General features: G+C 71.5%; 11 protein-coding genes. 1 reads left to right on the forward strand and 10 read right to left on the reverse strand.

Going from position 1 to position 12,347, the window contains the following annotated elements; all coding sequences use genetic code 11:
* Positions 1–8: 8 nt before the first annotated feature.
* On the reverse strand, positions 9–1,475 hold the full coding sequence (gene guaB, locus G6N75_RS10315) for an IMP dehydrogenase (protein ID WP_165348275.1): 1,467 nt from the start codon (positions 1,473–1,475) through the stop codon (positions 9–11).
* An 87-nt stretch (positions 1,476–1,562) separates the two neighbouring features.
* Between guaB and xseA the strand changes: the two genes are divergently transcribed.
* Entirely contained in the window at positions 1,563–2,942 is a 1,380-nt protein-coding gene (xseA, locus tag G6N75_RS10320; protein ID WP_165348276.1) for an exodeoxyribonuclease VII large subunit, read from the forward strand.
* A gap of 346 nt (positions 2,943–3,288) precedes the next feature.
* Here the strand turns inward: xseA and G6N75_RS10325 are convergent, their stop codons facing one another.
* From G6N75_RS10325 to ndk, 9 genes are read right to left on the reverse strand one after another with little or no spacing between them, the layout of a single operon-like run.
* Complete coding sequence (locus tag G6N75_RS10325) at positions 3,289–4,446, reverse strand: homoserine O-acetyltransferase (protein ID WP_165348277.1); 1,158 nt, start codon at positions 4,444–4,446, stop codon at positions 3,289–3,291.
* A gap of 10 nt (positions 4,447–4,456) precedes the next feature.
* Positions 4,457–5,845: a ribosome biogenesis GTPase Der gene (der, locus tag G6N75_RS10330; protein WP_165348278.1), complete on the reverse strand. Its 1,389-nt coding sequence runs from the start codon at positions 5,843–5,845 to the stop codon at positions 4,457–4,459.
* A 13-nt stretch (positions 5,846–5,858) separates the two neighbouring features.
* Positions 5,859–7,022, reverse strand: a complete 1,164-nt coding sequence (gene bamB, locus G6N75_RS10335; RefSeq protein WP_165348279.1) for an outer membrane protein assembly factor BamB — start codon at positions 7,020–7,022, stop codon at positions 5,859–5,861.
* On the reverse strand, positions 7,019–7,681 hold the full coding sequence (locus G6N75_RS10340) for a tetratricopeptide repeat protein (protein ID WP_165348280.1): 663 nt from the start codon (positions 7,679–7,681) through the stop codon (positions 7,019–7,021). Before G6N75_RS10340 ends, bamB begins: the two co-directional genes overlap by 4 nt.
* A 46-nt stretch (positions 7,682–7,727) precedes the next feature.
* Entirely contained in the window at positions 7,728–8,999 is a 1,272-nt protein-coding gene (hisS, locus tag G6N75_RS10345; RefSeq protein WP_165348281.1) for a histidine--tRNA ligase, read from the reverse strand.
* A 14-nt stretch (positions 9,000–9,013) separates the two neighbouring features.
* The gene (locus G6N75_RS10350; RefSeq protein WP_165348282.1) at positions 9,014–9,973 is read right to left on the reverse strand and encodes a RodZ domain-containing protein; all 960 of its coding nucleotides are present in this window, start codon (positions 9,971–9,973) and stop codon (positions 9,014–9,016) included.
* Positions 9,970–10,713, reverse strand: coding sequence for a type IV pilus biogenesis/stability protein PilW (gene pilW, locus G6N75_RS10355; RefSeq protein ID WP_165348283.1), 744 nt, complete (start codon positions 10,711–10,713; stop codon positions 9,970–9,972). The genes G6N75_RS10350 and pilW overlap by 4 nt, the downstream gene beginning before the upstream one ends.
* A complete protein-coding gene (gene rlmN, locus G6N75_RS10360) occupies positions 10,713–11,819 on the reverse strand; it encodes a 23S rRNA (adenine(2503)-C(2))-methyltransferase RlmN (RefSeq protein ID WP_165348284.1) in 1,107 nt (368 codons plus the stop codon). The genes pilW and rlmN overlap by 1 nt, the downstream gene beginning before the upstream one ends.
* Positions 11,820–11,835: 16 nt before the next feature.
* The gene (ndk, locus tag G6N75_RS10365) at positions 11,836–12,267 is read right to left on the reverse strand and encodes a nucleoside-diphosphate kinase (RefSeq protein WP_165348285.1); all 432 of its coding nucleotides are present in this window, start codon (positions 12,265–12,267) and stop codon (positions 11,836–11,838) included.
* Positions 12,268–12,347 lie beyond the last annotated feature (80 nt).

A 12,347-nucleotide genomic window follows, 5' to 3' on the forward strand; every position in this document is an offset into this window, starting at 1 on the left:
CGGGCTCGTCAGTCGACGCGATAGTTGGGAGATTCCTTGGTGATCGCCACGTCATGCACATGGCTCTCCCGCACGCCGGCATTGGTGATCCGCACGAACTTCGGCCGGCTGCGCATGTCTTCGATGGTCCGGCAGCCGGTGTAGCCCATGGCGGCGCGCAGGCCGCCGGCCAGCTGGTGCACGATCTGGATCAGGCTGCCCTTGTAGGGCACGCGGCCCTCGATGCCTTCCGGCACCAGCTTCTCCACCGAGTCGGTGGCGTCCTGGAAGTAACGGTCCTTGGAACCGTGGCGCTGCGACATGGCGCTGAGCGAGCCCATGCCGCGGTAGGCCTTGTAGGAGCGGCCCTGGTAGAGCTCGACCTCGCCGGGCGATTCCTCGGTGCCGGCGAACAGGCTGCCGACCATGATGCTGTGGGCGCCGGCCGCGATGGCCTTGGCGAAATCCCCGGAGTAGCGAATGCCGCCGTCGGCGATGAGCGGCACGCCCGTGCCCGCCAGCGCCGCCGCCACGTTCGCCACCGCGGTGACCTGGGGCACGCCGACGCCCGCCACGACGCGGGTGGTGCAGATGCTGCCGGGCCCGATCCCAACCTTCACGCCGTCGGCGCCGGCCTCCACCAGCGCCGTGGCGGCATCGGCCGTCACGATGTTGCCGCCGATCACCTGGATGTGCGGAAAGGCCTGCTTCACCAGGCGCACCCGGTCGATCACGCCGCGGGAGTGCCCGTGTGCCGTGTCCACCACGATGACGTCGACCCCGGCCGCGACCAGCGCCTCGATCCGCTCGTCGGTGTCGGCGCTGCCGCCCACCGCCGCGGCAACCCGCAGGGCCCCGCGCTCGTCCTTGCAGGCGTGCGGGAAATCGGTCGCCTTCTGGAAGTCCTTGGCGGTGATCATCCCGGTGAGGCGGTCGTCCTCGTCGACGATCAGCACTTTCTCGATGCGGTGCTTGTGCAGCAGCTGCAGGATCTCGTCCTTGGCCGAGCCGTCGCGCACCGTGACCAGCCGCTCGCGCGGCGTCATCACCTCGGACACCGGCAGGTCGAGCCGGGTCTCGAAGCGCAGGTCGCGGTTGGTGACGATACCGGCGATGCGGCCGCCGTCCACTACCGGCACGCCGGAAATGCCCTTGGCCCGCGTCAGTTCCATCACCTCGCGGATGGTCTTGTCGGGCGTGACGGTGATCGGGTCGTTGATGATGCCGCTCTCGTACTTCTTGACCCGGCGGACCTCACGCGCCTGCCCCTCGGCGGTCATGTTCTTGTGGATCACGCCGATGCCGCCTTCCTGGGCGAGCGCGATGGCCAGCCGGGCCTCGGTCACCGTATCCATGGCCGCCGACACGATCGGCAGCTGCAGCTGAATGTCACGGGTGAGGCGGGTCGCCAGGCTCACGTCCCGGGGCAGCACGTCCGAGTAGGCAGGCTCGAGCAGGACGTCGTCGAAGGTGAGGGCTTCCTGGATCAGGCGCATGATGGGTCCCTCGCGGCAGCAGGAGTGTAAACCCACCATTCTACGCGCCGACCCGACAGGGGTAAATCTCGGGGTATCATGCGCGCCATGAGCGGAGACCCTTTCGAACTGCCGGAACGCGACGTCTGGACAGTGTCGCGCCTCAACCGCGAGGTCCGGCTGCTGCTCGAGACCAGCCTGCCCGCGCTGTGGATCGAGGGCGAGGTGTCGAACCTGGCCCGCCCGGCCTCCGGCCACCTGTATTTCTCGCTCAAGGACGAGGCCGCGCAGGTGCGCTGCGTCATGTGGCGCTCGACCGCCCTCAAGCTCGCGGTCAGCCCGCGCAACGGCCTGCAACTCTTGCTGCGTGCCCGGCTGAGCGTCTACGAGCCCCGCGGCGAGTACCAGCTGGTCGTCGAGTACGCCGAGGAAGCCGGCGAAGGCGCCCTGCGCCGCCGCTTCGAGGCGCTCAAGGCCCGGCTGCGCGAGGAAGGCCTGTTCGACGAGGCCCAGAAGCGGCCGATCCCGCAACTCCCCCGCCGCATCGGGGTGGTGACCTCGCCCAGCGGCGCGGCGATCCGGGACATCCTGCACGTCCTCCAGCGCCGCTTCCCGGCCGTGCCGGTGATCGTCTACCCCACGCCGGTCCAGGGCGAGGGGTCGGCGGAGAAGATCGCGGCCGCCCTCGGGCGCGCCTCAAGCCGGGCCGAGTGCGACGTGCTGATCCTCGCCCGCGGCGGCGGCTCGCTGGAGGACCTCTGGAGCTTCAACGAGGAGGTCGTGGCCCGCGCCATCCGCGCCAGCGCCATCCCGGTCATCTCCGGCGTCGGCCACGAGGTGGATTTCACCATCGCCGATTTCGCCGCCGACCTGCGCGCCCCCACGCCCTCGGGCGCCGCCGAGCTCGCCGTGCCCGACTCGCTGGAGTGGCTGCGGCGGCTGAACAAGGACGCCGGCCGGCTGCGCAACGCGATGCAGCGCCGGCTCGACACCCTCGCCCAGCGGCTGGACTGGCAGCGTCGCCGGCTCGGGGTGTCGCATCCCGGCAACCGCCTGCGGCAGCACGCGCAGCGGCTCGCGGAGCTCGACACCCGCCTGCGCCGCGCAACCGCGGCGCTGGTGGACCACCGCCGCCGGCGCCTCGCCCATGCCCGCGCCGTGCTGGCGGCGCAATCGCCCGCGCGCCGGCTCGAGGCGGCCCGGGAGCGGACCGCGGGCCTGGAACGACGCCTGCGCTCAGCCGCCGGCTACCGCCTGCAGGCCCTGCGCGCCCGGCTGGACGCCGCCGGGCACGCGCTCCACACGGTCAGCCCGCTGGCGACCTTGGAGCGCGGCTATGCCATCGCCACCGACCCGCGCGACGGCAGCATCGTCCGCGACGCCGCTCAGCTGGGCCCCGGGGACCGGCTGGCACTCCGCCTGGCGCGTGGTCGACTCGAGGCGGAGGTCAAATCGACCCACGGGGACCCGGACTCAGGACCTGACTAGCAGCCCGACCGCTGCGCGCGGCGATGCAGGCCGGTTCGGAGACGCTGTGAATACATCCCTGTACGCTCGCTCGCACACGTCCCTGTGTGCGAGCGCCCCGAACCGGCCTGCATCACATCACGCAGCTTCGGTGGCAGCCGCCGAGCCGACCCGGCCCGGGCATCGACCGCAGCGGGAACGACTCGGAGTGGCGGCAGGGGCTCGCGCTGGTCCTCCGCGCGGCGCTCGCGCACAGGACGTGCGCGAGCGAGCCTACAGGGACGTATTTACGGCGTCCGCGCGGAGGACTGGCGCGAGTCCCTGCGGCCTGCATCGCAGCGCGCAGCGGTCGCCGGGGCACGGAGCGTCAGGCGCGGTCGAAGTACCGGGCGATCACCGGCCGGAAGCGGTCCATGTCCACCAGGAACGAGTCGTGGCCCTGCAGCGAGGGCAGCCCGACGAACTCGACCTCGCGGCCCGGCTGCTCCAGGCATTCTGCCAGCTGCTCCTGCTCGTGCAGCGGGAACAGGAAGTCGGTCTCGACGCCGACCACCAGCGCGCGCTCGATGCCGGGCTTGGAGAGCTCGGTGGCGATGCAGCCGCTGTGCTCCGCCACGTCGAACAGGTCCATCGCGCGCGAAAGATAGAGATAGCAGTTCGGGTCGAACTGGCCGATGAACTTGTTGGCGTGGTGCTCGAGGTAGGACTCGACCTCGAAATCGATGCCGAACTGGTCGCCCGACTCATGCTCGCCGGCGGCCCGCTCGCGGCCGAAGCGGTTGTCCCACTCCTCGGCCGAACGATAGGTGATCATGCCGAGCTTGCGCGCCAGGCGCATGCCCCGGAGCGGCGGCTGGTCGGGCGCGTAATCACCGCCGCGCCAGTCCGGGTCGGAGCGGATGATCTCGCGCTGCAGGGACCGCAGGGCAATGGCGAAGGCTGGCGCGCGCGCCGCCGAGGAGATCGCCACCAGCCCGCGGCTCAGCTCCGGGAACAGCACGCAGAAAGCCAGCGCCGTCATGCCGCCCAGCGACGGGCCGATCACCGTGTGCAGCTTGCTGATGCCGAGGTGGCGCACCACTTCCCTGCCCGCAGCGGCGATGTCCTCGACCGTCAGCACCGGGAAACTCAGCCGATAGGGCTCGCCCGTACGCGGGTCGATGGAGGCGGGGCCGGTGCTGCCGAAGCAGCTGCCCAGCGAGTTGACGCAGATCACGAAGTAGTGCCGCGTGTCGATCGGCCGGCCGAGGCCGACCATCTCTTCCCACCAGCCGGGCGAGGTGTCGGCCGGGGACGAGGCGGCGTGCGCCGAGGGCGAGAGGCCCGTGAACAGCAGCACGGCGTTCGAGGCGTCGGCGTTCAGCTCGCCCCAGGTCTCGTAGGCCACGTCCAGGCGCGGCAGCACGCCGCCCCGGTGCATCTGGAACGGCCGCTCGATGCGCACGAAGCGGCGCGCGCCGGTGGCCGAGCGCGCCTCGGTGGGCGTGAAGGCGGGGGGCTTGATGATCTTGCTGCCTGGTTCCATGCCGGACTCCTCAGCGGCCTTTCTTCACGTGGCGCAGCATGCGCTGGCGCTTGCGCTGCTGGCGCGGCGTCAGCGGGTTGCGGCGGCCGGCGTAGGGATTCTCGCCGGAGCGCAATTCGATCCGCACGGGCGTGCCCTGCAGGTGAAAAGCCTTGCGATAGACATTGGCAAGGTACCGCCGGTAGCTGTCCGGCAGCAACTCCGCCTGGCTGCCGTGGATCACGATCACCGGCGGGTTGCGGCCGCCCTGGTGGGCATAACGCAGCTTGATCCGGCGCCCGCGCGAGAGCGGCGGCTGGTGCGCCGTGATGGCGTCCTGCAGCACCCGCGTCAGCTCCGGCGTGGGCAGGTCGCGAATCGCGGCCGCGTAGCTCGAGTCCACCAGCGCGAACAGGTCGCCGACCCCGGTACCGTGCAGCGCAGAAATGAACTGAATCGGCGCGTAGTCGAGGAATGGCAGTTTCAGCTCCAGCTGGCGCCGCACGGTGTCGCGCTGGTCGGGCGACAGGCCGTCCCACTTGTTGACCGCGATGACCATCGCCCGGCCGCGCTCGGCCGCGAGGCCCAGCAGGCTGGCGTCCTGGTCGGTGACGCCCTCGCGCGCATCGAGCACGGCGATCACGACCGCCGCGGCGTCGATGGCGCCGAGGGTCTTGATGACGCTGAACTTCTCGACGGCCTCGGCGACCCGCGAACGGCGGCGCACGCCGGCCGTGTCGACCAGGAGATACCGGCGGCCGTCCCGCTCGAACGGGACCTCCACGGCATCGCGGGTAGTGCCGGGCTGGTCGAAAGCAACGAGCCGCTCCTGCCCGATCATCCGGTTGATCAGGGTCGACTTGCCGACATTGGGGCGGCCGATAACCGCCACCCGGACGCCTTCCTCGCGCGCGTCCGCCTCCTCCTCCGGCGGGAACGGCGCCAGGACTTCGTCCATCAGCGCCCGGACGTTGTCGCCGTGCGCTGAGGAGACGACCGCAGGCTCCCCCAGCCCGAGCCGATGGAACTCCGCGCCGATCACCTCGGGCGCCTGGCCCTCGGCCTTGTTCACCACCAGCGTGACGGCGCAGCCGCGGCGGCGCAGCAGGTCGGCGACCTGCTCGTCCGCCGCCGCCAGGCCTTCGCGGCCGTCCACCATGAACAGCACTACGTCGGCCTCGTCCAGCGCGCGCAGCGTCTGGCGGGCCATCAGGCCGTCGAGCTGGTCGGCGGCGCCGCTGAGGCCGCCGGTGTCGACGACGATGTAGGGCACCGGCCCGATGCGGCCGTAGCCGTACTGGCGGTCGCGGGTCAGCCCGGGCAGGTCGGCGACCAGCGCATCCCGGGTCCGGGTGAGGAAGTTGAACAGCGTGGACTTGCCGACGTTCGGCCTGCCCACCAGCGCGACGACGGGAAGCATGGGACCGGAGGCCTCAGCCCCGCGGCTCCGTGCGCAGCGCGTACACGCGGTCTTCTTCGTCCTGCGCGATCAGCAGCTCGCCGCCGCTGACCGGCGCAGTGATGAAGGACGCGTCCCCGGCGCGGTGGCGCGCCTGCAGGCGGCCGCTGATCGGGTCCAGCCAGTGCAGCCAGCCCTCGAAGTCGCCCACGACCACGCTCTGGCCGTGCGGCGTCGGCGCCGTGAGCCGGCGCAGCCGCAGCGCGTCCTGGCGCCACAGCTCCCCCCCGCTGGCGCGGCTCATGCCGACCACTTCGCTCTCGTCGGTCGTAACGTAGAGGCTGGTCCAGTCCACGCCCAGCCCCTTGTGGCTGGACATCTCGTTGGCCCACAGCAGCTGGCCGGTCTCCAGCGACAGGCTGACCACGCGGCCCTGGTAGCCGACGGCAAACACGTCCGGCGGGACGATCTGGGGCGTCGCGTCGACGTCCGCCAGCCGCTCGATTTCCGTGCGCCCGCGCCCGATCGCGATGGTCTGCTCCCAGCGCTGCTCGCCGTCGCGCAGGTCGTAAGCCGCGACGCGGCCGTTGTCGAAACCGCTGACGACCAGCCCGCCACCGGTGGCGGGTGCTCCCGTGCCGCGCAGGGTCAGGCGCGGCGGGCGCTGCTCGGCCGCCCAGATCTCCTCGCCGGTGTCCGGCGCCAGCGCCCGCAGGTACCCGTCCACGCTGCGCACGACGACCGCCTGCGCCGTCACCGCCGGGCTGGCCAGCACCTCGCCCGACAACTGCGCCTGCCAGCGGACCGAACCGTCGCCGGCGTCGAGCGCGATGACCATGCCGTCGCTGCCGCCGACCGCCACCAGCCCGAAACCGGCGGCCGGGCCGGCAGCCAGCGCGACGTCGGTCTCGGTCGTCCAGAGCCGGTCGCCGCTTTCGAGATCGAGGGCGTGCACGCGGCCGTCGCGCCCGGCGACGTACACCCGGCCGCCTTCCACGGCCGGCCGCAAGGCCAGGCCCAGGCGCTCGGCGCCCGACCCGGCGCGGAATTCCCACGCCTCGCGGACCTCCAGGGTCGCCTCGAACTCGACCAGCTCCGCCGGCGGCTCGATCGGCTCGTCGTCCCCGCCGAAGATGCCGCAGCCGCCCAAGGACAGCAGCGCGAGACAGCCCAGCGCAATGCCGGGACGCAGCGTCACGAAGTCTCGCTCCCCTCGGCCGCAGCGGGGCCGAGCGACTGCAGCTTGAGCTGCACCAGCGCCTCGTCGATCACGCCGGGATGTTCCGCCGCGTCGGCCAGGGCAGCCTCGTATGCTGCGCGCGCGCCCGCCGTGTCGCCCTGGCGGGCGAGCACGTCGCCCTCGATCTCGCGCAGGGCGGCGGCAAATACGCCGGGCTGCCCCCCGCGCGCCACCTCGAGCGCCCGCTCGAGTTCGCCGGCCGCCAGCAGCGCCCGCGCCATGCGCAGGCGCGCGACCAGCCGCAGCTGGGGGTCATCGGCTTCGTCCAGCACCTGCTGGAGCTGGTCGACGGCCGGACCGAACTCGCCGGCCCGGGCCAGCACGCCGGCCAGCGCCAGGCGCGCATGCTGCACGTAGGGCGAACCCGAGTGGCCCGACTCGAGCTGCTCCAGCCCGAGGCGCACCTCGTCGGCCCGCTCTTCCATGGCGGCCTCGGAGACGACCGAGTAGATCGCCGCCGCCTGCTCGGCCCGCTGCAGCTGGTAGCCCTGCCACCAGTTCCAGCCGGCCAGGGCCAGCAGCCCGCCGCCGACGCCGACGATGATCCAGGCGCCGTTCTCCTTCCACCACTGGCGGATCCGGTCGACCTGTTCGCGTTCACTCAAAAACTCGTCCACTTCTTTCTCCGTCGCCGGTCTGCACCCGGCGCTGCCCTGCGATTCTTCAGCCGCGCCCGGGCGCGACCCCTTGCGCCAGGCGCTCCACCAGCACCCCGCGCGTAACTACTTCCTGCTCCGCTGCACTCCGCAGCGGCTTGACCACGATGCCGTCGGCGGCGAGCTCCTCGGCGCCGAGGATCAGCGCCAGCTCGGCGCCGCTCCGGTCCGCCTTCTTCATCGCCGACTTGAGCGAACCGCCGCCGCAATGGACCTGCAGGCGCAGCCCCGGCACCCGGTCGCGCAGCGCCTCGGCGAGAGCGAGCGCATGCGGTTCCGTCCCCAGCGGCACGAGATAGGCATGCGGCGCGGCCGGTGGCGGTGCCAGCCCGGCCACCAGCTCGACCAGCCGCTCCATGCCGAGCGCCCAGCCGATCGCCGGCGTCGGCCGGCCGCCGAGCTGTTCCACCAGGGTGTCGTAGCGCCCGCCGCTGCACACCGCCGCCTGGGCGCCGAGCCGGTCCGTCAGCCACTCGAAGACCGTGCGGCTGTAATAGTCCAGTCCCCGCACCAGCCGCGGGTTGACGCGATAGGCGACGCCCGCCGCCTCCAGCGCCGCCCGGAGCTGCGCGTAGTGCTCGGCGGACTCGCTGTCGAGATGGTCCGTGATCACGGGGGCGCCCGCCACCACGGCCTGCATCTGGGGGTTCTTGCTGTCGAGGATGCGCAGCGGGTTCTGGCCGAGGCGGCGCAGGCTGTCCTCGTCCAAGGCGGCCCGATGGTCATTGAAATATTCGACCAGCAGCTCGCGGTAGGCGCGGCGCGACTCGGTGGTCCCGAGCGAGTTCAGCTCCAGCTGCAGGCCTTCCAGGCCCAGGACGCGCCACAGGCGCGCCGACATCAGGATCAGCTCGGCGTCGATGTCCGGCCCGGCGAAGCCGAGCGCCTCGGCGCCGATCTGGTGAAACTGTCGGTAGCGCCCCTTCTGCGGCCGCTCGTAGCGGAACATCGGGCCCGCGTACCACAGGCGCTGCTGCTGGTTGTGGATCAGCCCATTGCTGATGGCCGCGCGCACGCAGCTCGCGGTCGCTTCCGGCCGCAGGCTGAGGTGGTCGCCGTTACGGTCGGTGAAGCTGTACATTTCCTTCTCGACGATGTCGGTGACTTCGCCGATGGAGCGGCTGAAAAGTTCGGTACGCTCGACCAGGGGCACCCGCAGCTCGCGGTAGCCGTAGGCGGCGAAGACGGCGCGCGCGGCCGCCTCCACCCACTGCCAGGTGGCGGTGCTCTCGGGCAGGATGTCGTTCATGCCCCGGATGGGCTGGACGGCCTTGCTCATGCCCGGATCACGCTTCAGCCGGTGCCGCCGCCGACGGTCAGCCGCGCGGTGCCGTTGCGCGTCGCGGCCTGCCGCACGGCCACCGGCTCGTCGTCTACCGTCAGGCGCACGCCCTCCGCGTTGCCGAGGAACACCGCCAGGGGCGGCACGCCGCTCAATCGCGCCACATCGCCCGCGCGATACAGGCGGTAAGCCAGGCGCTGCTCCCGGGCGTCGGTGACCTCGACCCAGCAGTCCTCGGTGAACTCGAAGCGGAGCTGCGCCATGACCGGCAGCTCGAGCGCCGGCGCCGGCCGCGCCGGCGTCTCGGCCAGGGCTTCCGGCCGCACCGGCGCCTCTGCCACGGCTGCCGGAAGGACAGGTGCCTGAGCCACGGCTCCGGGGAGGGCTGCCCCGGTCGCTGCCGGCGGCTCGTCCGCCGGGCTTTCCGCCGGCGTCGCGACCACGAGTTCCGTCGTCTCCGCGGCGCTCACCGGCGGCGCCTGCTCGGCCTCTGCCAGGCCCTGGGGCAGCCCGGCCGGCTCCTCCGCCAGCGGGAGGGGCGCCGGCTCCCCGGCCGGGCGCACGGTCCACCACGCCAGGGCCATCACCGCGGCGACCATCACCGCGCCGGTCGCCGGCCCGGCCCATCCCGGCATACCGGTCCGCGGCAAGCGCCCGGGCGGCAGCGCCGGCAGGATTTCCGCCGGGTGCCTGGCGCCTGACGCCGTGGCATAAGCGTCGACCAGCTCGTCCGCAGGCAGGTTGAGCACGGCTGCAGCGCGGCGCAGGAAACCGCGGACGAACACCTCGCCGCCGAAACCCTCGTACGCGTCGGCCTCCAGCGCCTGCAGGCGCAGGAGCGGCAGGCACATCTCGCCCGCGAGCCGCTCCTGGTTCCAGCCCGCCCGTTCCCGGGCCGCGCGCAGGCGCTGCCCCGCGGTTTCAGGCGCCGTCGCGGCGTGCTCCTGGTGGCTTGCGTTGTCTTCGTTCATCGCTCGAGCCTCCCGGCCTCGGCCGAATCGGGAAAGTCCTGCAACAGGCGGCGCGTATACGCCGCGGCCGCCTGGTGGTCGCCGGCCGCCAGCTCGATGCGGCGGCCCAGTTCCAGGCTGTAGGGGGTCGCCGCCCTGAGCGACTCGTAGCGCTGCAGGAAGGCCCGCGCGTTCAGCGTCTCCCCCTGGGAGAGGCTGAGGTCGGCCAGTTGCAGCAGGGCTTCGGCGTGGTTCCTGTTCACCTCGAGGGCGCGGCGCAGGAACTGCTCCGCCAGCTCGGGGTCAGGGATGCCGCGGGCGCAGACACCGGCGTTGGTCCAGGCAATCTCGGGCGTGCGGTAAAAGGCGTTCTGCGCGGCACGCCGGAAATACTCGATCCCCTCGGCACGCTCGCCGCGGCGACACAGGAAGCCGCCGTAATTGTTGACAATGCTGGGATCGTCGGGCGCCAGCTGGGTGGCGCGGCGCAGGTGCTGGCCGGCCCGGCCCAGGTCGCCGACCCGCTCGTAGAGGATGCCCAGGGCGGCCTGCGCGTCGGCGAAGGAAGGATCCTGCTCGGCAGCCCGCTCCAGCTTCTCCCGCGCCTCCTGCAGGTCGCCGCGCTGCAGGTAACTGATCCCGAGCTGCACGTTGAAACGCGCGGCGTCGTGGTCGGAAACCTTGGAGTTGTCCGTGGTGGCGCAGGCGGCCAGCACCGCCATGGCAGCCACCAGCCCGACTCTCGCCAGCCGCTTGTCCATCAGGAAGCCCTCGCTGTCACGCTCGCCAGTTTCGACCCCAGCCGATACCGCATGCGGTCGTTGACCTGGCCGGCCAGCTGCCCGCAGGCCGCGTCGATCTCGTCGCCGCGGGTCCGGCGAATCGTCGTCCGGATGCCCTTGCGCAGCAGGAAGTCGCGGCAGCGCTCGACCACGGCGTCCGGCGAGCGCCGGAATTCCGTGCCCGGGAAGGGATTGAAGGGGATGAGGTTCACCTTGCCCGGGCGGTGCGACAGCAGCTTCGCCAGCCGGCGCATGTCCGCCTCCCGGTCGTTGACCCCGTCGAGCAACACGTATTCGAACGTGATATGGCGGCCGGCGCGCCGCTCGGCATAACGCCAGCAGGCCTCCAGCAGCTCTTCGATCGGATGGCGCCGGTTGATCGGCACCAGCTCGTCGCGCAGCGCGTCGTCCGCCGCGTGCAGCGAAACAGCCAGGGCCACGTTGCACTCCTCGCCCAGCCGCTCCATCTGCGGCACCAGGCCCGAGGTGCTGACGGTGACCCGCCGCCGCGACAGGGCGAAGCCGTAGTCGTCCAGCAGCACCTGGATCGCCGGCACCACGTGGCGGTAATTCGCCAGCGGTTCGCCCATGCCCATGAACACCACGTTGGTAACGATGCGGTCGGCGTCCGGCTGGTAGCCGAGCTCCCGGTTGGCCAGCCACACCTGCCCGACGATGTCCGCCGTGGCGAGGTTGCGGTTGAAGCCCTGCTTGCCCGTCGCGCAGAAAGCGCAGTCCATGGCGCAGCCGACCTGGCTGGAGATGCACAGCGTGCCGCGGGCGGGCTCGGGGATGAACACCGTCTCGATCGCCTGCCCGCCGTCCATCGACAGCATCCACTTGCGGGTGTCGTCCGCGGCATGGTGCATGGAGCGGATGACGGGCGGGCGGATTTCGGCGATCTCCGCCAGCTGCTCGCGCAGCGCCTTGGAGATGTCGGTCATCAGCGCGAAGTCGTCGATGCCGAAGCGGTACATCCAGCTCATGAGCTGGCGCGCGCGGAAGGGTTTCTCGCCGAGGCCGACGAAAAACTCTTCCAGTCCCGTGCGGGACAGTCCCAGCAGGTTGATGCGCGCGTCAGTCATGGTGGTCCGGCGCGCCTCAGCGGGTGCGCGGGCAGATGTCCGTGCCGGCGAAGAAGAAGGCGATCTCCTGGCGCGCCGTGTCCGGACCGTCGGACCCGTGCACCACGTTCTCCTCGATGCTGTCGGCGAAGTCGGCGCGGATCGTGCCGGCCTCGGCCTTCTTCGGATCGGTCGCGCCCATGATCTCGCGGTGCTTGAGGATGGCGTTCTCGCCTTCCAGCACGCTGACCATCACCGGCCCGGAGGTCATGTAGGCGACCAGGTCGTTATAGAACGGCCGCTCGCGGTGCACCGCATAGAAGGCGCCGGCATCGGCCGGGGACAGGTGCTTCATGCGCGCGGCCACGATCTGCAGGCCGCCGGCCTCGAAGCGGCGATAGACCTCGCCAACCAGGTTTTTCTCTACGCCGTCGGGCTTGATGATGGAAAGAGTGCGTTCGATCGCCATGGGGTTCCCTTGCTTTGAGTCTTGATTCCGGCTGAAAGTCGTTGCAAAACCGCGTCCTGCGGCCGCAACCTCATGCCCGC

It is taken from the genome of Thioalkalivibrio sp. XN8, assembly GCF_011058255.1.
Lineage (GTDB): Bacteria > Pseudomonadota > Gammaproteobacteria > Steroidobacterales > XN24 > XN24.